Source organism: Micromonospora sp. NBRC 107095 (assembly GCF_030269705.1).
Lineage (GTDB): Bacteria > Actinomycetota > Actinomycetes > Mycobacteriales > Micromonosporaceae > Micromonospora > Micromonospora parva.
This window is the reverse complement of record NZ_BSTU01000007.1, coordinates 291,832-317,838: the sequence shown is the minus strand read 5'-3', so window position 1 is coordinate 317,838 and position 26,007 is coordinate 291,832. Positions and strand designations below refer to the sequence as shown.

Below are 26,007 nucleotides of genomic sequence, written 5' to 3'. Positions count from 1 at the left end.
TCAGAAGCGAACAGGACGAATGTCCCTTCCCGCCCGGAAGGTGCAGCTGGCGACGGCAGCCATGCTGCTGATGGCCACGACCGTGGCGGCGTGCGGCGGCGACAGCAAGGACGACGGCGCGAAGGCGAGCGCCCCGAAGGCGCCAGCGGCAATCCCGGAGCTCACCAAGGACCCGCTGACCCTCAGCTTCATCTGGTTCGACTGGCCCCCCGCCCAGGCACTGGAAGCCTTCGCGAACGCGGAGTACAAGAAAGAGCGGCCGAACGCCACCATCAAGGTCAACACCGTGCCGAACGCCAACTGGCACGACGCGATGTTCACCCAGTTCGCCGCGCGCAAGACCGACTTCGACATCGCGATCCTGGACTCGCAACACATCGGCGAGGCCGTGACGAACGGCAACATCCTCGACCTCACCGACTTCGTCAAAGAGAACATCGACGTCAACGCCTACAACCCGTACCTCCTGGCGGCGTACGGTCAGTTCCCCCAGGCGGAGACCGGCAAACGCGACGAGAACGCCAGCCTGTACGGGCTGCCGCTGCTCGGCGACACCTGGACGATGATCTACCGCAAGGACCTGATCGGCGACAAGCCACCGCAGACCTGGGACGAGATGATCTCAGCCGCCGAGAAGTGCCAGGCGGACAACCCCGGGGTCAGCGGGCTGGCCTTCCACCAGGCAAACGGCTCCGACGCCGCGGCCGTCACCTACAACACCGTCAACGGCGTCTACGGCGGCAACCTCTGGGACCCCAAGACGCGCAAGATCGACGGTGTCCTCAACGACGCTGCCGGCCAGGAGGCGATGGACGTCCTGGTCAACAAGATGAAGCCGCTGACCGCAAAGGGCTCCGGCAACTGGTTCATCGACGAGGTGAACGCGGCTGTCGCTCAGGGCAAGGCCTGCATCGCGTTCAACTGGATCGCCGCGAGCGGCGGCCTGCTCGATCCCAAGCAGTCGACGCTCGGCACCAGCCGGGAGCAGATTCTCGACAAGCTGGGCTTCGCCACCCTGCCGAGCCAGAAGACGAACCTGGTCCCACTCGGCGGTATGGGGATGCACATCTCGGCCTACTCGTCGAAGGCGAACCAGGCGGAAGCCCTCAACTTCATGAAGTGGTTCGAGCAGGCTGACGTCCAGAAGAAGTGGGCCGCGGCCGGCGGCGTGCCAGCGCGTACGGACGCTCTGGCGTCGCCCGAGTTCCTCAACGCCGGGCCGTTCAACAAGGTGTACGCCGACTCGGTGCCGCGGATGCGGGACATGTGGAACGTGCCCGAGTACGCGCGCCTCGTCGACATCGAGAACACCAACGTGAACGCGGCGCTCAACGGCGCGAAGAAGCCGAAGGACGCGCTCGACGACATCGCCAAGGAGCAGCAGAACGTGCTCGACTCCAGCAACCGCAAGGGTGGCGGCGGACTGTGAAAGACCCCGCCCCGCTGACCACCGACCACCCCGGGCAGGTGGTGTCTGTGACGCCACCTGCACCGGGGCGGTCCCGGCGGCTGAGCGACCGCTGGCTCGCCGTCACGTTCATCTCCCCCGCGATGCTGCTGCTGCTCGGCATGTCGGTGTTCCCGCTGCTGTGGGCGTTGTACCTGTCCTTCACCGACTACTCGGCCACCCGCGGCGGGCCCGCCAACTTCATCGGCTTCGGCAACTACACCGCCATCCTGACGTCGGCGCAGGTCCACACGAGGGCCCTGACCACGTTGATCTACGTGGTCGGCGCGGTCGGCCTGCAGACAGTGCTCGGTTTCGGCATCGCCTACCTGATCTCCCGGCGCACGCGCGGGCGGGGAGCGCTGACCACCCTGTTCCTGGTTCCGATGATGCTGTCACCGGTCGTGGTCGGGCTGTTCTGGCGGTTCATGCTCGACGCGCAGTTCGGCGTGGTCAACAGCATGCTCGGCTCCGTCGGCCTGGGGCAGGTGGAGTGGCTCACCCGGCAGCGGACGGCACTGGTCTCCCTGATCGTCGTCGACACCTGGCAGTGGACGCCGTTCATCATGCTCATCGCGCTCGCGGGCCTCACCGCGGTGCCCAAGTACCTCTACGAGGCCGCCTCGATCGACCGGGCCTCCGAGTGGTTCCGGTTCCGCACCATCACCCTCCCGCTGGTGTGGCCGCTGCTCCTCATCGCCGTGATGTTCCGGGCGATCGAGGCGTTCCGGCTGTTCGACCTCGTCTACATCCTGACCAGCGGAGGTCCGGGTGTCTCCACCGAGACGTTGTCGTTCCACATCTACAAGGTCGCGTTCCTGGGCTTCAACTCCGGAACCGCATCGGCGTACGGGATCCTCATGGTCCTCGTCGTCATCGTCCTCACGCAGTTCTACCTGCGCTACCTGAACAAGCTCAAGGAGGACTGATGGCCGTCTCCGTTGACGAGGCCGTGTCCACCGGTTCAACCCCGGACCACGGGCCCCCCGCGCGCCGCCTCGGCGGTCGGGGCCGCTCCCTGGTGGAGATCGCGCTGCTGACCGTACTGGCCGTGGTGATGCTCTTTCCGGTGCTGTGGATGCTCGAGACGTCGATCAAGGAGAACCGGGACGTCTACGCCATCCCGGCCAAGTTCTTCGACTTCGCCGTCACTCTGCAGCATTACAAGGACGTGTTCGTCGCCCAGGGCGACGGCCGCACGCCCGTGTCCGTCAACTTCCTCAACTCGGTGGTGGTCGCCGGAGCTTCCACGCTGCTGGCCACCGTGCTGGGGGTCCCGGCGGCCTGGGCCTACTCACGCTTCGCCGTGAAGGCCAAGAAGGACCAACTGTTCTTCATCCTGTCCACCCGCTTCATGCCGCCCGTGGTGGTCGTGATCCCGATCTTCCTCATGTACCGGCAGATCGGCCTCTACGACAACAAGCTCGGTCTGATCCTCATCTACACCGCGTTCAACGTCCCGTTCACGATCTGGATGATGAAGGGGTTCGTCGACGAGGTGCCCGCCGAGTACGAGGATGCCGCCATGCTCGACGGGTACACCCGTCTGCAGGCGTTCTGGCGATACACCCTGCCGCTGCTCGTGCCCGGCATCGCCGCGACGGCGGTCTTCGCCCTCATCTTCTCGTGGAACGAGTTCGTGTTCGCCACCTTCCTCACCTCCAGTGACAGCGTGCGGACGGCTCCCCCGGCCATCGCCGGCCTGATCGGCGGTACCACCACGGACTGGGGCCTCGTGGCTGCCGCCTCCGTGGTGTTCGCCCTACCGGTGCTCGTCTTCGCGTACCTGGTGCGCAAGCACCTCATCGCCGGTGTGACGCTCGGGGCGGTGCGACGCTGATGGCGGGCATCGAGGTGACCGCGCTGCACAAGCGCTACCCCGACGGAACGGTGGCGGTCGAGCACGTCGACCTGTCCATCGGCCACGGCGAGCTGTTCGTGATGCTCGGCCCTTCGGGTTGCGGCAAGACGACCACGCTGCGCGCCATCGCGGGCCTGGAGAGGCAGACGGCGGGCGACATCCGCATCGGCGACACGCTGGTCAACGACCTGCGGCCGGCCGAGCGCGACATCGCCATGGTGTTCCAGTTCTACGCGCTCTACCCGCATCTGCGAACCCGCGACAACCTGGCGTTCCCCCTGCGGGCCGAGGGACTGCCCAAGCAGGAGGTGAACGCGCGGGTCGAGGAGGCCGCCCGGCTGATGCGGCTCGGTCCGCTCCTGAACCGCCGACCGCGCCAGCTGTCCGGCGGGGAGCAGCAGCGTGTCGCGCTGGCTCGCGCCCTGGTACGGCGACCGCGCGCGTTCCTCATGGACGAACCGCTCACCAACCTGGACGCGGAGCTGCGGGCGGACATGCGCACGGAGATCAAGCACCTGCAGGGAGAGCTGGGGGCGACGATGGTCTACGTCACCCACGACCAGGTCGAGGCGATGTCGCTCGGTCACCGGATCGCCATCCTCAACAAGGGCCGCGTCGAGCAGATCGGCACCCCGCTGGAGGTCTACGACCGTCCGGCGAGTCTCTTCTGCGCCGCGTTCATCGGCTCCCCGCCGATGAACCTGATCGAAGTGGAGATCACCGACGGGCGGCTGCACGCTCAGGGCGGACTGGTCCTCACGCCACCGTCGGGCCTGCCACGCGACCGTCGCCTGGTCGCCGGCGTCCGGCCGGAGGCGCTGGAGGTCACCGCACCGGGGGCGGAAGGCTCGATCCCGGCCCGGGTGGTCTCGGTGGAGTGGCTGGGCGACGAGATCATCTACGTGGTCGACCACGGCGGCCAACGTGACGTCCGGGTCCGGATGCCACCAACTGTTCGTTTCGCCGCTGACGCGAAGGTCGGGCTGCGGCACACCGGCGGAACCCCGGCGGTCTACGACGTGAGCACGGAAGAGCTGGTGGCCTGATGGGAACCGTTGCAGCACACGGGCTGCGCAAGTCCTTCGGCAAGGTCCAGGCGCTGGACGGGGTGACGCTGGACGTGCCGGACGGCTCGTTCTTCGTCGTCCTCGGGCCCTCCGGGGCAGGCAAGACGACGACCCTGCGGGCGATCGCCGGCCTGGAGAAGCTCGACGCGGGCACTGTGCATCTGGACGGCAGGGACGCGACCGGCGACGCCCCGGCCGCACGCGACCTGGCCATGGTCTTCCAGAGCTACGCCCTCTACCCACGGCACACGGTGTACGAGAACATCGCCTCGCCGTTGCGGGCACGCCGCTGTTCGTCGAGCGAGATCGCCGCCGCCGTGCAGAAGATGTCGAGCCTGCTGCACATCGAACGCCTCCTGCAGCGTCGTCCCGCCCAACTGTCCGGCGGTGAGATGCAGCGTGTCGCCCTGGCCCGGGCACTGGTCCGTAGCCCGCGCGCGTTCCTCATGGACGAGCCGCTGACGAACCTCGACCTCAAGCTCCGGGTCGAGATGCGCACCGAGCTCACCCGCATCCACCGCAGCCTCGGCGCCACCTTCGTCTACGTGACCAACGACCAGGTCGAGGCGCTGTCCATGGCCGACCAGGTCGCGGTCCTCAAGGAGGGCAAGGTGCAACAGGTCGGAACACCGACCGAGGTGTACGAGCGTCCCGCCAACCAGTGGGTCGCCGGATTCGTCGGAAGCCCGCCGATCAGCCTGCTCACCTGCCGCGCCGAGGGGGATCGTCTGGTCGGCGCGGACGGCTGGACGCTGCCGCGACCCCGCTGGGCCACGGCTGAGGACGGTCAGGCGCTGCTGCTGGGCCTGCGCGCGGAGGACCTCTCCGTCGAGCAGCGTGGGGACGCGTCGTTGTCGGGCGAGCTCTACGGGCTTGAGCCGCTCGGCGACCGGACGGTGGTCGACGTCCGGGTGGGGACGGAGATCGTCAAGGTCAAGGCACGACCCACCGTCAGCGGTACGCCGGGCGAGCGACTGTCGGTCACCGTCGACCTGGACCGTGCGCACCTGTTCGACGCGGGCTCCGGGCTGTCGCTGTCCGAGGCGGGGCGGTAACCGCGCCCGGCGGCGACGGCCCCCACGCGCCAACGAGTGGCAACCGGGCGTCGGCGGATCGTCAGCAGTGCACACGGCCTGACGACGCCCGGCCGGCCGCAGTCCGAGAAGACGACCGGTGGCGTCCATCCGTGCGCGCGGACAGCCGCGGTCGCTGAGGCACGACGGACATCACCAGGAAGATCACAGGAGGCGACGGAATGAGTGATCCGATGAACGTGCTGGCCCCGGAGCACCGGCGGCTCCGGATCGGCGACGCCTGGCGCGACGCCGCAAGCGGAGCCACATTCGCCGTCGAGGACCCCGCAACCGGCAAGACCATCGCCGAGGTGGCGGACGCCGACGTCGGTGACGGGCTCGCCGCGCTGGACGCGGCGAGCGCCGCGATGGCGGAGTGGGCGGCGACCCCGCCGCGGAAACGGTCAGAGTTGTTGACCGCGACGTACCGGGCGCTGACCGAGCGGTCCGAGGAGGTCGCCCGGCTGATCACGCTCGAGATGGGCAAGCCGCTCGCCGAGGCTCGGGCAGAGGTGGCCTACGGCGCCGAGTTCTTCCGCTGGTTCGCCGAGGAGGCCGTCCGCGTCGAGGGCCGGTACAACACCGCTCCCGCAGGTGGATATCGCATCCTCACCGTGCCGAAACCGGTCGGGCCGTGCGTCTTCGTGACGCCCTGGAACTTCCCGTTGGCCATGGGGGCCCGCAAGATCGCTCCCGCCCTGGCAGCGGGCTGTACGACGATCACCAAGCCAGCCGGCCAGACGCCACTCACCATGCTGTTGCTGGCCCGCATCATGGAGGAGGTCGGCGTACCCCCGGGGGTCGTCAACGTGGTGACCACCAAGCGTTCCGGCGCGGTGGTCTCCGCGCTGCTGGCCGACGCACGGACCCGCAAGCTCTCGTTCACCGGGTCGACCGAGGTCGGGCGCGTGCTGCTGCGACAGGCCGCGGACAACGTGCTGCGTACCTCGATGGAACTGGGCGGCAACGCGGCCCTGATCGTGTGCGCCGACGCGGACCTGGACGTCGCGCTCGACGGCGCCATGGTGGCCAAGATGCGCAACATCGGGGAGTCCTGCATCGCGGCCAACCGGATCTACGTCGAGGAGTCGGTGCGCGAGGAGTTCACGGCGCGCTTCGCCGAGCGGATGGGCGCGCTGTCGATGGGCCATGGTCTCGACGACGGCGTGACCGTCGGGGCGTTGATCGACGAGGCCTCGGTCGCCAAGATCGACGAACTCGTCGCCGACGCCGTCGAGCGCGGCGCCCGGGTCCTGGTGGGCGGTGAGCGTCCGGATGGGCCGGGCCACTTCTATCCGCCCACGGTCCTCGCCGACGTGCCCGACGAGGCACGGATGCTGCAGGAGGAGATCTTCGGCCCGGTCGCGCCGATCATCTCGTTCACGTCCGACGACGAGGTGATGGCAAAGGCCAACGACACCGAGTACGGCCTGGTCGGCTACATCTTCACCCGTGACCTTCAGCGGGCGCTCCGGTTCGCCGAAGGGCTGGACACCGGGATGCTCGGCATCAACCGTGGCCTGATATCGGATCCGTCAGCTCCGTTCGGTGGTGTGAAGCAGTCCGGGATCGGCAAGGAGGGATCGCACGAGGGAATCCTCGAATATCTCGACGTCACCTACGCGGCGATCGACCTCCCGTGACCGGCCCGCTGCTCCAGGCGACCGCCCCGCACATCGCCGCCGACGTTCCGGAGAGGCACCGACATGCTTGAGACCGTCCGCGGACCCCGCCAACTGATAGTGGGCGAAGGGGTCGCGCAGAACATCCCACGAGTGGTGGCCGAAAGCGGCTCGCGAGTCCTCGTCGTGACCGACCAGGTTCTTCTCCGGCAGCCGGGGGTGGCCGAGATCGTGGCCGCCGTGCGGGACAAGGTCGAGGCCGTCGAGGTGTTCGCCGACGCGACCTCCGACGTGCCACTGACCGATGTCGCACTGGCCGTCTCGGCCGCCGCCAAGGTGGACGCCGATGTGATCCTCGCCATCGGGGGCGGCACGGTGATCGACCTCGCCAAGATCGTCGGCGTCATCCGGTGCCACGGTGGGACGCCGCGCGACTTCTACGGCGAGTCGAAGGTGCCGGGGCCGACGACCCCTCTCGTGGCTGTCCCGACGACGTCGGGCACCGGGTCGGAGCTCACCCCCGTCTCGGTGTTGACCGACCCGGACCGCGAACTGAAGGTGGGCGTCTCCAGCGTCCACATCGTGCCCGACTTCGCGATCGTCGACCCCGAACTCACCTACTCCTGCCCGGCGAGCGTCACCGCCCACTCGGGCATCGACGCGTTCTGCCACGCGGTGGAGAGCTACACCGCGCGACCCCGCGCCCACGGACCGCGCGACCCGGTGGAGCAGGTCTTCCTCGGGCGTAACCCGGTCACCGACCACTACGCGCTGCTGGCGGCGGAGCGGATCGCCCGTAGCCTGCGTCGTGCCGTCAGCAATGGAGGCGACACGGACGCCCGCGCGGACATGTCCTACGGGTCCATGCTCGCCGGGATCGCCTTCTCCCACGCGGGCAACGCGGCCCCGCACGCCCTCCAGTACCCCATCGGCGCGGCCACGCACACACCGCACGGCCTGGGCGTCGGGCTGCTGCTGCCCTACGCGCTGGACGCGGCGAGGGACGCCATCGGCGACCGGTTGGCCGTCCTCGCCAGGGTGTGCGGGCTGGACGTCACCGACGCCTCCGATGCCGAGGCCGCGGAGGTGTTCCTCACCTGGCTCGACGGGCTCCTCGCCGACATCGGCATCCCCCGCACCCTGGCGGACATCGGCGTGGCCCGCGCCGACCTGCCGCGCTTCGCGGAGATGGCCAGTGGCGTCACCCGGTTGATCCAGAACCATCCGGGTCCGACCGACACCGCCAGCCTGACCGCGATCCTCGAAGCGGCCTGGGCCGGGGACCGGACCCGACACGTCCTCACCCCCAGCAAAGCCAGCGACCGGCCCTTCCCATGACGACGACCGCCCCCCGCGACCCGTACGATCAGCCCTCGGCACGCGTCGTCAACAGCGCGCGTCGGCGATTCGTGGCACGCCGACGTGGGCGGCAGTTTCATTCGCCGGCCTTCCACTCGAAGCCGTCAGGGTCGGTGAAGGTTCCGGCGCCGCTGCTGCCGATGACGAGCCGGTGTGATCCGGTGCCGTCGGGCGAGACGCCCGCGTCCTTGGCGGCCGCACGACGGCCGTACAGCGCCAGCTTGATGTTCGAGGTGGCGAACTCGACGTACTTGCGGCCGAAGCTCTTGGCCACGGTGAGACCGTGGTCGACGTAGAACCGTCTGGTCGCGGCGACGTCGTCCACTCCCAGCAGGAGCACCATCTCGTCGATGTGCCGGTTGGCCGGTCCGGTGTCCTTCTTCGCCGATGTCGCGATCTTCCAGATCGTGCCGTACGGGTCACGCAGCACCCCGCCGTAGCCCCAGAAACCCTTCGCGGCCGGCTTCAGTGCCGTCGCTCCGCCGGCAAGGGCATCGCCGAAGAGGCTGTTGACGGTGCCCGGCTGGGACACCACGAGCGAGACGGCGAAGCCACGGAAACCGGTAGTGGGTGCGTCTGACGCGCTGACGCGCAGGCGGGGGCCAAGGCCGAAGGCCGCGGTGTAGAAGTCCTGGGCGGGCGCCGGAGCCGGCACCTCGAGCGTGACGGAGTCGATGGTGAGCATGAGTGGTTCCTTTCGGGCGGTGCGGTTCTCGGTTGGCGGACCGCGAAGGAGTGAAGGCGGGTTCGGGGATCTGGCGGTGCTGCTTGCGACGGCGGCTCGGACGAGCCCGGCCGATCACCTGTCCTGAATCAGCCCCAACAGGTTGCCGTCGGGATCGGCGACGGTAGCCACGAGGCGGCCGCCGCCCACATCGTGTGCCGCTGCGGTCACGGTGGCGCCGGCGGCGCTCAGCTCGGCCAGTTTCGCTTCGATGTCCGTGACGTGCCAGTAGGTCAGGGGCGCGGTCAGGCCCTGCGGCCCACCGCCCGGCACCAGGCCGATGTGCTGGCCCGCCGCATTGAAGCCGACGTAGTAGACCGATTCGTCCGTCGGCGGCACGCCGAGCAGCGCCTCGTACACCGCCGTGGCGCTGGCCAGATCCGACACCGGGTGCAGCACGGTCCGGATCCCCTGCGTGGACGAGCTCGCCATGGTCACTCCCTAGGTCGCGGGCCACTGCCGGCCCGGTCGGTTGCGTGTCCACAGCATGTCCTCCGGCATGCCCGGCGCGAATCCGTGGCGACCACGGAGTCCACCACGGAACCGGCGTACGGAGAGGCGTACGACAGAATGGGGTGGTGGTTGACGTCTCCCCTCGGGAAGCCGAGGTGCTTGCCCTGCTCGGAGACCATCTCAGCAACGCGGAGATCGGAGCACGACTCTTCATCTCGGTGCGTACCGTGGAGACACACGTATCCTCGCTGCTGCGCAAGCTGGAGGTCCCGGATCGCCGTGCGCTCGCCCAGCGGGCGCGGGAGGTGGCCGGCGGTGGCGCCGTGCCCCAGGCGCCGGTTCTGCCGGCCCCGCTGACCCCGTTCGTCGGCCGGGTCAGTGAGCGAGCTGAGCTGACCGAGCTGATCCGGGCTCATCGTCAGGTGAGCGCGGTCGGGCCCGGCGGAGTGGGCAAGACCCGCCTCGCGCTGGCGGTGGCCTCGCAAGCAGTTGGCGACTACCCCGACGGCGTGTGGTTCGTCGATCTGGTTCCGGTCGCCGACCCCGACATGATCGCAGCTGCGGTCGCCGTGGCGCTCGGCCTGGGCGAGCAGCCCAGTCGGGACATGACCGAGTCCGTTCTCGCCGCGTTGGCCGACCGTCAGGCGTTGCTGGTGCTCGACAACTGCGAACACGTACTGGACGGGGTGGCGGTCTTTCTCGAGCGGCTCTTGGCAGCGTGTCCGGCGGTGACGGTGCTGGCTACCAGTCGGGCACGGCTCATGGTGCCGTTCGAGCGGGTGTATCCGGTGCCGCCGCTGTCGCTGGGTGTCGACGGCGAGTCGGACGCGGTCGCGTTGTTCATGCAACGGGCGGCGGCGGTGGGCTGGCCGCTGGATCCGCCACTGCGCGAACAGGTCGCCTCGATCTGTGAGCGGCTCGACGGGATGGCGTTGGCGATCGAGTTGGCTGCCGCACGGTATCCGATGCTGGGTCTGGATGGCATCACCGCCGCCCTGTCCCATCCGCTCCGAATGCTCACCGGCGGTGCCCGTACCGATGACCGGCACCGGTCGGTGCGCGCCACGTTGGACTGGAGTCACGCCCTGCTGGAGCCTGCCGACCGGGCGCTGCTGCGCCGGGTGTCGGTCTTCGTGGCGCCGTTCACCGCTTCGGCGGCGGCGGAGGTAGCCGAGACGGAGGAGGGCATCGTCGCCGATGGGCTGGCCCGGCTCGCTGAACAGAGCCTGCTGCTGGTGAGGGCTTTCCCGGGTGGAACCGAGTACCGGGCGCTGGAACCGATCCGCCAGTACGGGACGGAGCGGCTTGCCGACGCCGGCGAGTTGGTGGAGTCCCGTCACCGGCACCTTCGCTGGTGTCTTGCCACTGCCGCTGACCTCGCCGTGGTGCGGGCGAATTGGCGTGCCCGGTTCGACCCGGTGGCGGACGAACTTCGCGCCGCGCTGTCGTGGGCGGCCGGCCGGCCGGAGCAACGCGTGGACGCCTATCGCCTTGCCCGCCAGCTGGCGGACATGACATTCATTCGTAACCTGGTCGGTGAGTCTCAGCTGCGCTATGAACAGGCGGCCGCGCTCGCTGTCGAGCCCGCTGCCGAGGCATCGATGCTCCGGCACGCCGCTGCCGTGGCTGGATGCCGCATGCGCGGTGACGACATGCACCGTCTTCAACGGGCCGCGGCGCAGGCCGCCCGCCGAGCGGGAGATACCGCCGGTGCCGCCTCCGACCTGGCGACCGCTGCCACCAACGCCTACCGGTTCTGGAGCAGGTTCGACCTACTTCCACCACCGGAGGAGTCGATCGCGCTCCTCTCCGAGGCGCGAGAGCTGGCCGGCGATGACCCGGCTGCCGAGGCCGCGGTGGCGCTGGCCGAGGCCGGAGTGCTCAGCGACGCGTTCGGCGCACCCCAGGGCCCACCCGACAACGCGGTACCCGAGACGATCGCACGCGCCGAGTGGGCCGTCACACTCGCACACCGAACGCGCGACCCGCTCGCCGAGTCCGCAGCGCTCGATGCGCTCACCGGTGCCCAGTGCTGGGCCGGCGAGACGTTCGACAGCGCAGCCACGGCGCGGCGCCGGGTCGGGCTGCTCTCGTCCTTACCGGCTGCCCCGGCCAACACCCACGAACTGCTCGACGCTCTCGGCAACGCCACCGAGGCCAGCCTCGGCGCGGGTGACCTGGCAGCCGCCCGCCGGTTGGCACGTCAGATCGCCGACCACCCGCTGCTCGCGGAGGTTGGTCATCGTGCCACCAGCTGGCTGCTGGTGGCCGACGCGCTCGCGGGTAACACCGAGGACGTACTGGCCGGCAGTGTGCGGTTCCTCGACGCGTGGCAGCGGGCCGGCAGCCCTGCCAGGTCAGTCCTCGGTCCCGCCGCAGCCGGCGTTGCGATGATCCATGGTCTCCGTGACGACCGGGAGGCGCAGAGCGTCTGGACAGCGGTCCTGAATCAGCTCGGCGCCTCACACGAGCAGACCTATGGCTACGGACCGGTCTTCGACGCCATGCTCCTGCTGCACCGGGGGCAGGCGCCAGAGGCGCTGGAACGGATGGCTCCCGAGCCGGGCGACGTGTGGAAGTCAGTCACCTGGATCTGGCTGCACTGGTATGTCGCGCTGCGCGCCGAGACTGCGGTGCTCGCCGGGGCCCCGGGCGCTCGTGACCATCTGGCCGAGGCCAGGACGGTCGTGGCCGGCAACGTCGTCGCGGAAGCCATGGTGCAACGAGCCGAAGCGCTGCTCGACGGCGATCAACAGGCGCTGCTGGCTGCGGCAGACACGTTCGACGCCGCCGGCTGCCGATACCAGTCGGCACGGACCCTGGTGTTCGCCGGTGGCGCCCATGCCCAGCGGGGCGCGGCCATCCTTGGCGACCTTGGGCTCGCCCCCATGGTCCCCTGCCGACTCCCGATCACCTCGACCTGAGCTTCCGCGGGTCCGGTGCGGTACAATGACCGCCTCGTCGCTGGCCTGCCGGCTTCCACAGCTGCCCGGCTCATGATGCGGACGGCCGGGCTCGATGTCGGTTCACTCCTGCGGCGCGATCAGCGTGTCGTCGGTGGCGTCGCGGACCGTGATCGCCTCCACCGGGCACGAGTCGGCGGCGTCGAGGATGACCTCGGCCGGGGCGACGACGTCGGCAAGCGGCGCGGACTGGCCGCCGACCAGGCGGAAGTGCTCGGGCGCGGTACCGGCGCAGATGCTCGTGCCGATGCAGCGGCGCGAGTCCACCCCGACCCGCCAGGCGGCACTCACCAGGCCACCGGCATGCCGAGCAGGCCCCGGACCAGCATGCCCCGCTTCCACCGCAGCTCGCCCTCCGGTACGGCGAGCCGCAGTCCGGGCAGGCGGGTCACCACTGTGGCGACGGCGACCTGCAACTCCATGCGGGCCAGCTGCGCGCCGACACAGTGGTGGACGCCGTGCCCGAAGCCCAGGTGCGGGTTCTGCTCTCGGCCGAGGTCCAGCCGGTCCGGGTCGGCGAAGACGGTGCCGTCCCGGTTAGCCGACGACAGTGAGCCGAGGACCGGTTCACCTGCCCGGACCAGCACCCCGCCGACCTCGACGTCCTCCTTGGCGTACCGGGCGAAGGAGGAACCGACGCCGAGCGGCACGTACCGCAACAACTCCTCGACCGCGGCCGGCACCAGCGACGGGTCGGCCCGTAGCCGAGCGAGCTGGTCCGGATTGTGCAACAGGACGTAGACGAAGTTGGGGATCTGGGTCACTGTCGTTTCGTGGCCGGCCGCGAGCAGTCCTCCGGCCAACTCCACCAGCTCGGTCTCGCTGAGCCGATCCTCATTCTCGTCGCGGGCCCGCACCAACGCGCCGAGCAGGTCGTCGATCCCCGGCTCGCGGCGGCGCTCGGCGACCAGATCACCGATGTAGCCCCAGAGATTGTTCAGATACTCCTGGATCGTCTCCATGGGCAGCGAGGTGGTCGAGACGATCGCCTCGGACCAGGTGTGGAAGCGGTCGCGGTCGGCGTACGGGACGCCGAGCAGTTCGCAGATCACCTGGATCGGCAGCGGCGTGGCGACGTGTTCCACCAGGTCGGCCGGAGGACCGAGCCGGACCATGTCGTCGACCAGCGCGTCGGCGATCTCCTGGGTGCGGGGTCGCAGCGCCTCCACCCGACGGGCCGTGAACGCCTTCGCCACCAACCGGCGCAACCGGGTGTGATCGGGCGGGTCCATGGTCAGCATGCCGCTGTACTGCTGGCGCGGGGTGAGCCTGGGCTCGTCGCGCTGGACGGCCGGGGCGCGGCCGAACCGCACGTCGCCGAGGACGGTACGGACGTCCTCGTACCGGGTGGCGAGCCACGCCTCCTCACCGTAGGGGAGCTGCACCCGGGTCATCGGCTCGCTCTCGCGCAGCTGGCCGTAGGTCGGGTCGACGACGAGGCGGTCAGGCACGCTGAACGGGTACGCCCGTGCGGGCGGAACGGTTCGGCTCTCGGTGGTCTGCGCGCTCTCGGTCATCCGGATTCCCTTCGTCGAGGCGGCGTGTTCCTCAGGCCGGCGCCGTGTGGTGGCGGCGCCGGACTGCCAGCGTCCAGGACCTCACGACGGCACACATCAACGCTCGGTGATGTGTCGATGTCGGATCGTAGCGATGGATGGCGATGATCGCCATGGCGGCCGGTCCGCGTCCGTACGGGAAGCTCATCCCACGGTGAAGTGTTTGTCCCCGCCCGATCTCTCCAGTTCGTCGAGGACGGCGACGGCGAGATCCTCCGGCACTCCGGTTGTCCCTTCCGGTACGGGTGGCGCGGGCGGGTCGGCACGGGGAGCTGTCCCGCGGCGATCGCGGCCAGTGCGAGCCCGAACCCGAGTAGCTCGATCGGGCCGAGCGTCTGATCGAGCAGGACGGCACCGAGCAGCGCGGCGACCAGCGGGGACAGCAGACCGAGGACCGCGACGGAGGTCACCGGCAGCGCGATGACGCCACGGAACCACAGCACATAAGCGCACAGGCCGCCGATCAGGCCCAGCCAGAGGTAGCCGAGAACAGCGGGCGGGTCGATCGCTGGTGGTGGTCCTTCGACGAGGAAGGTGACGGGCACCAGGAAGAGACCGCCCGCGCTGAGCTGCCAACCGGCGAAGGCCATCGGGCTCACCCCGGCGGGACGTTGCCAACGCTTGGTGAGGGTCACCCCGAGCGCCATCGCGGCCGCGCCAAGGAGACCGGCCACGATCCCCACGGCGTCGAACGTGGCATCCGGTCCGATCACCACCAGGCCGACGCCCAGCACTCCGGTGACACCCCAGACGGCGCGCCAGACGGAGAGCCCCTCCCGCAGGAGCGTCGCGGCCAGGACGGCGACGACGAGCGGCTGCACCGCACCCAGGGTCGCCGCGACGCCTCCCGGCAGCCGCTCGGCCGCGACGAAGAGCAGCGGGAAGAAGAGTCCGATGTTCAGTACGCCGAGCGTCGCCGCTTTCCCCCACCACGCCCCGTTCGGCAGCGTACGGGTGAACGCCAGCGCCACCAGTCCGGCGGGCAACGCACGCAGGAGTCCGGCGAACAACGGGTGGCCGGGCGGAAGAAGCTCGGTGGTGACGACGTAGGTGGTGCCCCACGCCAGCGGAGCGAGCGCGGTCACCGCGGTACGCGGCAGGTTGCTGGAGAACGTGTCGCCGCCGGCTCTCTCCGGTCCGGAACGTGTCATGCCAGAAGTCTCGTCGCGTGCTCATCGATGAGTCCAATGCATGTTTGTCATCCGACCGATCTATAGAGAAGATGGATCGATGGAGCTTCACCAACTGCGCTACGTCCTCGCTGTCGCCGAGACCAGCAGTTTCACCAGGGCCGCCGAACGGTGCCTGGTCGTCCAGTCCGCGTTGAGTCATCAGATCGCGCGGCTGGAACGGGAACTCGGTGCGCGGCTCTTCGAGCGGACCAGCCGCCGGGTGCGGCTGACCCCGGCGGGTGCGGCGTTCCTCCCCGCCGCCCGCCAGTGTCTGGACGCCGCCGAACGCGCGGCCGCCGAGGTCGCGGCGGCGGTGGGAGAGGTACGGGGACGACTGAGGGTGGGTCTGATCCCCACGGTTGCGGCCGTCGACATTCCGGCCACCCTCCGCGCGTTCCGCCAGCGGTACCCGTACGTGCGCGTCGGCCTGCGCGTCGGCGGGAGCGACGCACTCGTGGAGCAGGTCAAGCAGGGCGTCATCGACGTGGCGTTCCTGGGGCTGCCGGAAACGGTGCAACCAAAGGGCGTTGACGTGCACGAACTGGCCCGGGACCGGCTCGTCGCCGTGGTCGCCCCGGATCATCCGCTCGCGGGGGAACCGGCAGTCGACCTCGACCGGCTCGCCGCAGAGGTCTTCGTCGACTTTCCGGTCGGCAGCGCCGGGCGGGCCCAGACCGATCAGGCGTTCTCCGCCGCCGGCCTCGCCCGCGACGTCGCGTTCGAGGTGACCGCCGCCGACCTGATGGCTGACCTCGTCGCTGCCGGTATCGGCGTCGCCATGCTCCCCTCCGCCTACGTGCCACGACTCAAAGGCGTGACCACCATTGCGGTCGCCGACGCGCCGGCCCGGGTCGAGCACCTCGTCTGGAGTCGCCTGGGCCGGACCCCCGCGGTAAACGCCTTTCTCGCTGTTCTGAAGATCCCGGGCGGGGCACACCCGGAGCGGCAGCGACCCGGCCGGTAATCACGACCCGGGCGGACGCGCCCGAGTCCCGGGGTGAATCTGGCTCCTGTGTCGCCGACGCCATTTGGTGGACAGGTCGCCCCTGGCGATGACCGAGCGGGGACGCGTCGTCACCATCTCCTCGATCGTCGCCGCAATGGGCTTCCACCGCTTGTCCGCGCACCGGGCGACGGCTCCCGGCCGGTAGGTATTCACTCGTTCGCTGACCCACGACGTGGGACGACGCGGCCTGACGAGCAACGCGGTAGCACCACAATAACCAGCGCCTTCGCGTGGGAGACGCCTGAAACGCATGAATGCGGCGACGCCAATCGGTCACGTCGGAGGTATCGACGAAATGGCGACTACCGTCGCCTACCTACTCCCCCAAGCCCCAGCGAGCGCACCAGGTGGATGACGATTCCCACAACAGATTTGCAATGGAATCAGATTCATGCGGCTGTCACGAACAGTACGAGAGGCGGGCCGCGTCGATTCAGGTGTCTATCCGTCGAGAAACGCGCAGCGCACATCTCTTGCCGGGCCCGGACGCCACGGCGCTCCGCATTAACGACGCCGCGATCAAATCGTGTCCGCGCACCTACTCCCACGCCTGGGAAAGAGACTCGAAGGTCTCCGGATCGGCGTGACACGGAATAACGCATACGAGATGGCCGCCCGGGGCCCGCAGGGTTACGCACTCCAGCCAGCGGCCGACCTCGACAGCGCCGTGGGCAATCAGTCGGCGGGCCTCCGCCTCGACGTCGTCGGTCTCGATGTCGACGTGGTAGCGAGCCTGGTCATCCACGGCCTGCACGGCCAGCACCAGGTCGGGCAGTGCACCGTGCAGGGCGGTGAACTGCTGTTCATCGGGGACTGTACGGGCAGGCACGCCGAGCGCTTCCGACCAGAAGGCGGCAGCTGCCGGTGCCTCACCTCGGGGTACGTCGATCAGGATCGTCGAGAGTCTGCTGCGATGCGCCACGATCAATCATTATCCACAGCCGTGCGGAGATTCGCCGCCATCGCATGACGGCCAAATGGGGCAAAGAGGAGCTGCCGCCACCGCCCCGGCCAGGTCAGGAAGCAAGCGAGCCGGCTCAATGCCGTCCATGCCGGATTCGACGAGCCACGGCAACGGTCCCCGCCAGCGACTACCCGTAGTAACCGTCGATCCGCAGCGACACTGGCGGCACCTCGCGGTGGGAGACCGATTTCACTGACGCCTATTCGTTGATCTTGCCGAACGGGCTGAGATGGCGCTCGGTCCTGCCCCCTCGCTTGTCACCTGGCGCAATACTCCTGGAAGGCAGCTGAGGCGCGGTGGGCGGGCGGATCCGACGAGGAAAGTGGGCTGGACTTGCGCTGCGGATCCGGCGTAGCATCCTGCTCCAGAGAGATCGTCAAGCGATCGCCGCTGGTGAATGTAGACAGCGGATCGGGGGGAGAAATGAACTATGCGCTGCCGCTGCAATGCCACTTTTCCTGCGCTGCCATAGCGCCACAGCCCTGGATTCTTGCCGCTGCGCCAGAGGAATGCGGCGAAACACGATGACAGGACCAGCGCCGACCGTCACGAGCCTATTGGCCTGATGTCGGCTGGTGTGCGCCAGCCCCGGACCGAACTGCGGGCCGCGACGGCCCGACACGCATACTCGCCTCCACAGCGATCGGACAGCGATACCAGCAACACCGCTGGCATCGCACCCGGCGGCGTGTCCCAGGGCCGGGAGCCCGCGGCGGTTCCGTCGCTCGTCGGGCCGGCCGGGCCAGGCGCATCAACAGCATTGTCGACCGTCTTCTGCACACACGTCGCCCTCACTCCGCCGGGGACGAGGAACGCCCTCACGCTGCGGTTCACCGAGCCGCGCCGCGACGTCCCCGCGCTGGCTCAGCCTGCGAGCCGGCGGCACCAGCGGGTGGGAGAGACGACCGGCCACCTCCCTCCGCAGGGCGGCTAGGTGCTGGCCGATTCCGATCGCCGGCGCGCCACTGTCCGGAGCGACGGTGCCGACTACTGGAGCAGCAGGTCCGTTGAACGGCCCGATGCACACGGGGCACCAGATGAGAGGGGTTTCGCGAACCGTGGTGACAGTGGATATCTTCGGTCGCTGCCAGTCATACACCGAGAGCCAGGAGGCTCGCGCAGCCAAGCTCTACCCGTACTTCATTCCCTTCGAGGGGCACGACGCGACAGTCGCCCAGACGCTCGACGGCGACATCCTCATGTGCGGCTCGAACAACTACCTCGGGCTGACCTCCGACCCGCGCGTGAAGGCCGCGGCGCAGGAGGCGATCGAGGAGTACGGCACATCGCGCACGGGCTCGCGGCTGCTCAACGGCAATACGCCACTGCACGACGCGTTGGAGCAGGAGCTGGCCGACTTCCTCGGTATGCCGGCGGCCCTGGTGTTTCCGACCGGCTACCAGGCGAACGTCGGCGTCATCGCATCCCTGCTGTCGCGTCACGACGTGGTCATCCTCGACCGTGAGGCGCACGCCTCGGTCTACGACGGCTGCGGCATGAGCCGCGCCAAGACACGACGGTTCGCCCACAACGACATGGACGACCTGGAGCGGCAGTTGGCAGCCAGCCCCTCGGACGCCGGCCGGCTGGTCGTCGTGGACGGGGTGTACTCGATGGCCGGCGACCTGTGCCCGTTGACCGAGGTCGTACGGCTGTGCCGGCAGTACGGGGCCCGCCTGCTCGTCGATGACGCACACGGCATCGGCGTACTGGCCGACGGCCGGGGCACCAGCGCGCACTTCGGCGTCACCGACCAGGTCGACCTCATCACCGTCACCTTCAGCAAGTCGCTGGCGTCGATCGGTGGTGCCGTGGCCGGCCCGGCGGAGGTTATCGAGTACCTGCGCCACCACGCGCGCAGCCTCATCTTCAGCGCGTCCGCGCCGCCGGCCAGCCTGGCTGCCGCGTACGCCGCGCTGCGCATCCTGAAGGCGGAGCCGGGGCTGTGCCAGCAGGCGGTGGAGAACGCGTCGTACGTGCGTCGCGAGCTGACGGCCCTTGGTTACGACCCGATCCCGAGCGAAACGCCGATCGTGTCGGTACGGCTCGACGGCGTACCGCAGACCCTGCTCGCGTGGCGCAACCTGCTGGACCGCGGCGTCTACGTCAATGCGGTCATCCCCCCGGCCGCCTCGCCCCGGCTGCGAGCGAGCTTCTCCACCACGCACACACCGGAGCAGCTCAAGCGCGTCGTCGCCGCGTTCGCCGAGGTCGGCGACCTGATGTCAGTGGAGGACCAATGACCGTCAACCAGCTCGAACCCGCAGTCCGGACCCGGGATCTGGTGGTTGCCTGGGCGCGGATGTGGCGCCTGCACTTCGTGCCCTTCTCACTGTCGGCGGGTCTGGTCGGCATGACCGCGCCGCCGGCCGGGGCCAACGCCGCGAGCATCGTGATCGGGCTGCTGTTCTGCACACTGGGATACGGCGTCGGCGTGGTCATCAACGACTGGTTCGACCGCGAGGCCGACGCGGTCAATGCTCCGGACCGCCCGTTCGTCACCGGGCTGATCAACCCCCACATCGGCTTGGCGTTGACGCTCACGCTGTCCGCGGCTCTGATGGTGGTAGCGATCGTGGTGGCACCGACGCTGGCGCTGTGGAGCGTCATCGCGATCGGTGGGCACCTGGTCTACTCGTGGACCAAGCGCATCCCCATGCTGGGCAATCTCGTCAACGGCGTCGACATGGCGCTGTTCACGGTGCTCGGCGCCGTGGCCGTCCGACCCGACGCGGGATGGCTCGACATCCCGGCGGTGACGTGGTTCCAGACGGCACTGGTCGCTGTCACGTTCAGCGGCTTCTGCCTCGTCGGGTACTTCAAGGACATCGAGGGCGACCGGGTCGCGGGCTACCGGACCCTGCCGGTGGCCATCGGCACCAGGGCCTCCAGCCGGATCGCCGTGATATTTCCGGTCGTGGCGGTGATAGCGGCGGGCACAGCCGCCGTGGCGGAGGCCGACACGGCGAGCGCCTACGCCGAGATCGCCTGCTGGGTGCTGCTCATCGCGTCCGCGCTCGCGTTCACGCAGAGCCTCGTGACGCTCAACCGGGCACCAGAGACACGGGCGTACGAGGCACTGGTCTGGTTCATCAGGGCGACCACACTGTTCTTCCTGTCGCTCGGCGCACTGCACCGACCGACGCTCTTCCTCGTCGTCGCCGTTCCGATGATGGCCTACCTGGAGCTGACGCTGCGGGCGACCCAGTCCTCCCGGCAGGCGTGACATGGCCTCCACCACCCGCAACCGGTTGCCGCTGAGCGCCGCCGAGAGCAGCCTGATCATGGCGATCCGCGAGCGCATGACCCGGTCGCCACGGCAACTCAACAACGCCTTCGAGGCCGATGCCGAACTCCTCGATCTGGGCGCCGCCGGGCTCCTGGCGGTCACTGTCGACACCTTGAACGACGGAGCCGAACTGGCCACCGCCAGCACGCCGTACGCAAAGGGCTGGTTGACCACCACCGTCAGCGTGAGCGACCTCGCCGCGGTGGCCGCCGACCCGGTCGCCGTGCTGATCTCCTGCTCGCTGCGCCCGGACAGCTGGAGCCCCGAGGAGGCCCGTGAGTTCGGGCGTGGCGCATCCGAGGCCGCCGAGCGGTACGGCTGCCACGTCGTGGGTGGCGACACCAACTGGGCCAACGAGGAGAGCTTCACCTCGTGCGCCCTGGGTACCGTCCCACGCGAATCCATCCTGAACCGGATGGGTGCCCGGCCCGGCGACGCGCTGTACGTGACCGGCCCGATCGGAGCCGGCAACGCGGTCGGATTCCGCACGCTGGCACTGGGCGGTACGGGCGCAGGCGAACCGTGGCTGCCGGAGGCGCGGGTGACCGCGTGCGAACCGCTGCGCCGCTACGCCCGGGCGTGCATCGACACCAGCGACGGTCTGTTGAGCGCGGCCGTCAGCCTCGCCGAGGTCAACGGGCTGGGGGCCGAGGTGGTGCTGCACGACGAGGTGTACGCGCCGATCGTCTCCGCCGTCGCCGAAGCGGCGGGCCTGCCCCGGTGGTGTTCGGCTGCCGCCGAGTGGGGCGAGTTCGAGCTGCTGTACGCGATCGATCCGGCCGACGCGCGGGCGTGCTCCCAGGCCCTCACGCAACGCGGACTGCGTCCGTTTCACGTCGGACACCTCGTCGCCGGTCCGGAGCTGCTGATGGTCGACGAGTCCGGCCAGCGCCGTGAACTGCGGGACCTGCTGACGCGCATGCGCGCACTCGACCCGGCCGGGTCGCTGCTCACCGACCTGCGGGCAGTGCTGGCGGAGGGTTCGTGATGGGGTCGGGTCTGGCTCTGGTGACCGGTGTCACCGGCTGCGTCGGCCGCGCGGTCGCCGCAGCCCTGCGGGAACAGGGCTGGTCGGTACGCGGGCTGGTACGGGCACCCGCGCCGGACGACGCGACGTACACCGCCCACCGTGGTGACCTGACCGACCCGGAGTCGCTGCGCGGCTCCTGCACGGACGTCGACCTGGTGGTGCACGCGGCCGCCGACCTGACCGACTGGCGACCCGGCCCACGCATCTGGCAGGTGAACCGGGACGGCACCCGGGCGGTGCTGGACGAGGCGCGGCGCTGCGGCGTCTCCCGATTCGTCTACCTGAGCACCGTCGACGTCTTCGGTTTCCACGCCGGGAAGGTCATCGACGAGGGGTCGCCACGACGGGTGCCGCGCTACCCGTACCCGCTGTCGAAAGCTGCCGGCGAAGACCTGGCGTGGTCGTACCACGGGAACGGTCTTGATGTCACTGTGGTGTACCCCGCCTGGGTCTTCGGCCCCGGCGACCGCACCTTCCTGCCCGAACTCGTGCGCGGGCTGCGCGCCAACCATCTCGTCCAGTTCGACCGTGGCGTACCGCCGATCGAGTTGACGTACAGCGCGAACCTGGCCGACGCGATCGTGCTGGCCGGCACCACTGCCAGCTGCGCCGGCGGCCGGTTCATCGTCGGTGACTCGTACGGCCTGACGCTGGGGCAGCTGTTCGCCTCGGTGGCCGAGCGGATCGGGGCAAGGCCGCCGACCACCTCGATCCCCTTCGGCGCTGCCCTGGCCGCCGGAGCCGTGTCCGAACTCGCCGGGATGGCCGGCATCGGCATCAGATCCGGCCGGCCGCTGCTCACCCGCTACGCGGTTCGGTCCGTGGCCGGAGGCATGCGGTACGACGTCGGCCGGATCCGGTCGATCGGCCACTCACCCCGGTACGGCTTCGAGGAGGCGCTGAGCCTCGCCATGGCGGAACTGGAATGGGAGCAGGCGCATGGCAGCCGATGAGAACGACCCGGTCGTCTGCATCACCAACCCCGCGTCCGGTGTTCGGCGCAGGGACACCCTCATGCGGCGGATCGCCGCGGAACTACCCGAGGCGCGGTGCTGGTCCACCCGCTATCCCGGGCACGGCATCGCCCTCGGACGACAGGCGGTCGAGGACGGGTACGCCACAGTGGTGGCGATCGGCGGCGACGGCACGCTGTCCGAGGTGGCCAACGGCGTGCTGGAGGCCGGCGGGGAAAAGGTGCGACTGGCGTACGTGCCGGCTGGCACCTGCAACGACTTCGCCCGCGGCCTGCGACCGGTCACCGACCTCGGTGACCTGCTCGACCGCACCCGCGACCGGGAGACCGACGTCGGAATGGTGACCTTCACCCGACCCGACGGCACCCGGGACCAGCGGTACTTCCTGGTCAGCTGCACCGTCGGACTGATCAGCGTGATCGGACAGCGGTTCACCGAGAAGACCCCTGTCAACCGGGTGCTCAAGCGGCTCAACCTCCAGCTCGCCGAGACGGCGTCGAGCATCCGGACGCTGGCCGGCTGGCGGCCCGTGGCGGTGCGGTTGGAACTCGATGGCGAACCGTCCCACCAGAGCATCAGCAATCTCGCCGTGCTCAAGGTGCCGTACTTCGCCGGTGGGCTGACCTTCGGCCGCACGCAACCCCCGCGGGCGGGCTACCTGGACGCAGTGCGGGTGGCGGGTGTCGGCCGCCTCGGCGTGGCCGGGCTGATGTGGCAGGTGTTCCGCGGGGCCGCAGCGGGACATCCGGCGATCCACCGGCAGGAGGTCCGCACCGTGTGCGTGGACGCGGACAGCCCGCTGCCGGTCGAGGTCGACGGCGAGATCGTCGGATACACCCCGGCCGAGTTTTCGATACATCCGTCCTGCCTGACGACGGTGGTATGAACCCAGCGAGGAGCGACACGTGAGTGCCCCGACCATGTTCCACATCGGACTCGTGGTTCCCGACTACACCGGCCAACTCAGCCCGATGGCCACGCTCGGCAGAGAACTGCTCCGGCGGGGCCACCGGGTCACCCTGATCTCCCTGCCGGACGCCGGAACGAAGTCGTTCACGGCCAGGTTCGCCTTCGCACCGATCGGCGAGCGCGAGTTTCCGGTGGGCTCCCTGGCGCGCTTCTCCGAGGAGCAGGGTCGGCTGACCGGCCTGGCCGCAGTGCGCTTCATCGTCCGGGGGTACGTGCGCGAGGTCGAGGTGCTGCTGCGGGACCTGCCGGTCCTGGTGCGGCAGCACGGCATCGACGCGCTGCTGGTGGACCAGGTCTACGGCGCCGGCAACACCGTCGGGGACCACCTCGACATTCCGGTCGTGAACGTGTGCAACGCGCTGGCGCTGAACACCGAGCCCGGTGTGCCGCCGTTCATGACGGCGTGGCCGTACCATCCGTCGCCGCTCGCGCGGGTACGCAACATGGTGGGCGACCAGGTGATCGCCTGGGTCATCCGGCCGGTGCTGCAACGGATCAACGAACGTCGCGCCGCGTGGGGCCTGCCGCTGATCAACAGCGTGAATGACGGCTCGGATCTCGCCCAGATCACCCAACAACCGCCGTTCTTCGACTTTCCCCGTACCCGCCTGCCGGACTCGTTCCACTACACCGGGCCGTTCCACGACGAGGACAGCACCGAGCCGGTGTCCTTCCCGTGGGAGCAGCTCGACGACCGTCCGTTGATCTACGCGTCGATGGGCACCCTCCAGAACCGCCTCCCGCACATATTCGAGGCGATCGCCACGGCCTGTACAGGACTCGACGCGCAACTGGTCATCTCCCTCGGCAGCACCGACGTCGAACCGCCGACCGGTCTTGCCGGAAACCCGATCGTGGTCCGGTACGCGCCCCAGCTCGATCTGCTGGCGCGGGCGTCTCTGGTCATCACGCACGCCGGCATCAACACCACACTGGAAGCGCTCGCCCACGGCGTGCCGATGGTCGCGCTGCCCGTGGGGAACGACCAACCGGGCGTGGCCGCCCGGCTCAAGTACCTCGGTGCCGGCGAGTTCATCCCAGTGCACAAGGTGACTCCGGCGCGGCTGCGGGCGGCCATCGACACGGTGAGCGGCGACCCCGCCTACCGGGCGAAGGCGCAGCACTACCAACGCCGGATCGCGGAGTTGGACGGCGTACGGCGTGCGGCCGACATCGCCGAGGAGGCGTTCCGGACACGCCGGCCGGTACGCCGACAGGAGATGTCCGAAACGACGGAAGGTGGCCGCCGATGACCCAGCAGGCGGGACGGATGGCCCGGCAACTGCCGACCCTCAACGGTCTGCGGGGGATCGCCGCGGTCACGGTCTTCTTCTCGCACACGACGTTGTTCGGCTTCTTCGCCGACGAGCGGATCGACGACTGGTGGTACCTCGTTCTCAGCCGTACCGGCTCCGCCGCGCTCGGCTTCTTCTTCATCCTCAGCGGTTTCGTCCTGACCTGGTCGGCTCCCGACCACGAGCCGAACCGCCGGTTCTGGCGCCGCCGGGCCGCCCGGATCCTGCCGAACCACCTGGTCGTCTGCGCCGTGTTCATCGTTCTCCTGATCCTGGTGCGGGGCGGCGCGCCGCTGTGGCCGACGGTGGCGAACCTGGCCCTGGTGCAGAGCTGGATCCCGAACGAGTTCATCTTCAACGGGGTCAATCCGCCGAGCTGGTCGCTGAGTTGTGAAATCTTCTTCTACGCGTCGTTCCCGTGGGTGCTCGCCGGCATCCGGCGGCTCAACGCCGCCTGGCTCTGGTCGCTCGCGGGTGGCATCGTCGCCGCGATGCTCGTGGCGCCCGCCTTCTCCCTGGCGTTTCTCCCGGCCGAGCCGACGTACACCTACGCGGACGCGGCATTTCCGCAGTTCTGGTTCGTCCAACAGTTTCCGTTGATCCGGATGCTGGACTTCGTCCTCGGGATCGTCATCGCCCAGCTCGTCATGCGGGGGCTGTGGATCAGGCTGAGCCTGCCCGGTGCCGCACTTGTCACGCTGGCCTTCTACGGCGTCTCCGAGGTCGTTCCGCTGCTCTACTCGGTCGTCGCGGCGATGGTCATCCCGCTCGCGTTGCTGGTGGCCGCCGCGGCCCGGGCGGACGTCGAGGGTCACCGCTCACCGCTGCGCGGGCGGGTCACCGGCTGGCTGGGCGACACGTCCTTCGCCTTCTACCTCCTGCACATCCTGGTGTTGTACGGCGCCGCCAACATGGCTCCGAACGGCTTCGGCGTCGCCGCTGCGCTCGCCGTGATGGTCGGCGCCTACCTGCTGACCCTGGGCCTGGCATCGCTGCTTCACATCGGCGTGGAACGGCCGATGATGCGCCGGTTCGCCAAGCCCCGCAAACCGCCGGCTGCCGCGGTGGCTGCCGCTACGCCGGCCGGTGAGCCGGTGCCCGTCGCGACGGGTGACGGGACGCGGGTCACGTAGCGACAGGCGGACCCGGAACCGAACGGTGCCCTGGCTGATCCGGTCCGGAT

Annotated in this window: 22 protein-coding genes; 16 read left to right on the top strand and 6 right to left on the bottom strand. The window is 69.4% G+C overall.

The window, feature by feature from the left end; genetic code table 11:
* The first annotated feature begins 19 nt into the window (after positions 1–19).
* The 7 genes from QSK15_RS29815 to QSK15_RS29785 all read left to right on the top strand — a co-directional run bounded on the left by QSK15_RS29815 (position 20) and on the right by QSK15_RS29785 (position 8,408).
* Complete coding sequence (locus tag QSK15_RS29815; protein WP_285797366.1) at positions 20–1,429, top strand: extracellular solute-binding protein; 1,410 nt, start codon at positions 20–22, stop codon at positions 1,427–1,429.
* Between the two features lie 47 nt (positions 1,430–1,476).
* A complete protein-coding gene (locus QSK15_RS29810) occupies positions 1,477–2,376 on the top strand; it encodes a carbohydrate ABC transporter permease (protein WP_036410793.1) in 900 nt (299 codons plus the stop codon).
* Positions 2,376–3,287, top strand: coding sequence for a carbohydrate ABC transporter permease (locus QSK15_RS29805; protein WP_285797365.1), 912 nt, complete (start codon positions 2,376–2,378; stop codon positions 3,285–3,287). Before QSK15_RS29810 ends, QSK15_RS29805 begins: the two co-directional genes overlap by 1 nt.
* A complete protein-coding gene (locus QSK15_RS29800) occupies positions 3,287–4,354 on the top strand; it encodes an ABC transporter ATP-binding protein (RefSeq protein WP_285797364.1) in 1,068 nt (355 codons plus the stop codon). The genes QSK15_RS29805 and QSK15_RS29800 overlap by 1 nt, the downstream gene beginning before the upstream one ends.
* Positions 4,354–5,430: an ABC transporter ATP-binding protein gene (locus QSK15_RS29795; protein ID WP_285797363.1), complete on the top strand. Its 1,077-nt coding sequence runs from the start codon at positions 4,354–4,356 to the stop codon at positions 5,428–5,430. Before QSK15_RS29800 ends, QSK15_RS29795 begins: the two co-directional genes overlap by 1 nt.
* A gap of 200 nt (positions 5,431–5,630) precedes the next feature.
* Positions 5,631–7,091, top strand: coding sequence for an NAD-dependent succinate-semialdehyde dehydrogenase (locus QSK15_RS29790; RefSeq protein ID WP_285797362.1), 1,461 nt, complete (start codon positions 5,631–5,633; stop codon positions 7,089–7,091).
* Positions 7,092–7,154: 63 nt separating this feature from the next.
* Positions 7,155–8,408 carry an iron-containing alcohol dehydrogenase gene (locus QSK15_RS29785; protein WP_285797361.1) on the top strand — a complete coding sequence of 418 codons (1,254 nt, stop codon included), beginning with the start codon at positions 7,155–7,157 and terminating at the stop codon, positions 8,406–8,408.
* A gap of 97 nt (positions 8,409–8,505) precedes the next feature.
* On the opposite strand, the gene QSK15_RS29780 is transcribed toward QSK15_RS29785, so the two are convergent.
* Both QSK15_RS29780 and QSK15_RS29775 read right to left on the bottom strand, forming a co-directional pair.
* A complete protein-coding gene (locus tag QSK15_RS29780) occupies positions 8,506–9,114 on the bottom strand; it encodes a VOC family protein (protein ID WP_285797360.1) in 609 nt (202 codons plus the stop codon).
* Between the two features lie 114 nt (positions 9,115–9,228).
* Positions 9,229–9,552, bottom strand: a complete 324-nt coding sequence (locus QSK15_RS29775) for a VOC family protein (protein ID WP_285797359.1) — start codon at positions 9,550–9,552, stop codon at positions 9,229–9,231.
* A 179-nt stretch (positions 9,553–9,731) separates the two neighbouring features.
* Between QSK15_RS29775 and QSK15_RS29770 the strand changes: the two genes are divergently transcribed.
* Positions 9,732–12,530, top strand: a complete 2,799-nt coding sequence (locus tag QSK15_RS29770) for an ATP-binding protein (RefSeq protein WP_285797358.1) — start codon at positions 9,732–9,734, stop codon at positions 12,528–12,530.
* A gap of 102 nt (positions 12,531–12,632) precedes the next feature.
* Here QSK15_RS29770 and QSK15_RS29765 read toward each other — a convergent pair whose 3' ends face one another.
* The 3 genes from QSK15_RS29765 to QSK15_RS29755 are packed head-to-tail and all read right to left on the bottom strand — an operon-like array spanning position 12,633 to position 15,276.
* Positions 12,633–12,860, bottom strand: a complete 228-nt coding sequence (locus QSK15_RS29765; RefSeq protein WP_285797357.1) for a ferredoxin — start codon at positions 12,858–12,860, stop codon at positions 12,633–12,635.
* Entirely contained in the window at positions 12,857–14,086 is a 1,230-nt protein-coding gene (locus QSK15_RS29760; protein WP_285797356.1) for a cytochrome P450, read from the bottom strand. The genes QSK15_RS29765 and QSK15_RS29760 overlap by 4 nt, the downstream gene beginning before the upstream one ends.
* Positions 14,083–15,276 carry an EamA family transporter gene (locus QSK15_RS29755; RefSeq protein WP_285797355.1) on the bottom strand — a complete coding sequence of 398 codons (1,194 nt, stop codon included), beginning with the start codon at positions 15,274–15,276 and terminating at the stop codon, positions 14,083–14,085. Before QSK15_RS29755 ends, QSK15_RS29760 begins: the two co-directional genes overlap by 4 nt.
* 79 nt (positions 15,277–15,355) lie before the next feature.
* On the opposite strand from QSK15_RS29755, the gene QSK15_RS29750 reads away from it, so the two are divergent.
* A complete protein-coding gene (locus QSK15_RS29750; RefSeq protein ID WP_285797354.1) occupies positions 15,356–16,261 on the top strand; it encodes a LysR family transcriptional regulator in 906 nt (301 codons plus the stop codon).
* Positions 16,262–16,841: 580 nt separating this feature from the next.
* Here QSK15_RS29750 and QSK15_RS29745 read toward each other — a convergent pair.
* The gene (locus QSK15_RS29745) at positions 16,842–17,225 is read right to left on the bottom strand and encodes a VOC family protein (RefSeq protein ID WP_285797353.1); all 384 of its coding nucleotides are present in this window, start codon (positions 17,223–17,225) and stop codon (positions 16,842–16,844) included.
* 1,109 nt (positions 17,226–18,334) lie between these two features.
* Between QSK15_RS29745 and QSK15_RS29740 the strand changes: the two genes are divergently transcribed.
* Genes QSK15_RS29740 through QSK15_RS29710 form a run of 7 tightly spaced genes read left to right on the top strand, consistent with a single transcriptional unit; the run spans position 18,335 to position 25,957 of the window.
* Entirely contained in the window at positions 18,335–19,510 is a 1,176-nt protein-coding gene (locus QSK15_RS29740; protein ID WP_285797352.1) for an aminotransferase class I/II-fold pyridoxal phosphate-dependent enzyme, read from the top strand.
* Positions 19,507–20,493, top strand: coding sequence for a UbiA prenyltransferase family protein (locus QSK15_RS29735; RefSeq protein ID WP_285797351.1), 987 nt, complete (start codon positions 19,507–19,509; stop codon positions 20,491–20,493). Before QSK15_RS29740 ends, QSK15_RS29735 begins: the two co-directional genes overlap by 4 nt.
* A 1-nt stretch (position 20,494) precedes the next feature.
* Positions 20,495–21,544, top strand: a complete 1,050-nt coding sequence (locus QSK15_RS29730) for a thiamine-phosphate kinase (protein ID WP_285797350.1) — start codon at positions 20,495–20,497, stop codon at positions 21,542–21,544.
* Positions 21,544–22,539, top strand: a complete 996-nt coding sequence (locus QSK15_RS29725; RefSeq protein WP_285797349.1) for an NAD-dependent epimerase/dehydratase family protein — start codon at positions 21,544–21,546, stop codon at positions 22,537–22,539. Before QSK15_RS29730 ends, QSK15_RS29725 begins: the two co-directional genes overlap by 1 nt.
* A complete protein-coding gene (locus QSK15_RS29720) occupies positions 22,526–23,446 on the top strand; it encodes a diacylglycerol/lipid kinase family protein (protein ID WP_285797348.1) in 921 nt (306 codons plus the stop codon). Before QSK15_RS29725 ends, QSK15_RS29720 begins: the two co-directional genes overlap by 14 nt.
* Before the next feature lie 19 nt (positions 23,447–23,465).
* Positions 23,466–24,782, top strand: a complete 1,317-nt coding sequence (locus QSK15_RS29715; protein ID WP_285797347.1) for a glycosyltransferase — start codon at positions 23,466–23,468, stop codon at positions 24,780–24,782.
* Positions 24,779–25,957, top strand: a complete 1,179-nt coding sequence (locus QSK15_RS29710; RefSeq protein WP_285797346.1) for an acyltransferase family protein — start codon at positions 24,779–24,781, stop codon at positions 25,955–25,957. Before QSK15_RS29715 ends, QSK15_RS29710 begins: the two co-directional genes overlap by 4 nt.
* The last annotated feature ends 50 nt before the right edge of the window (positions 25,958–26,007 follow it).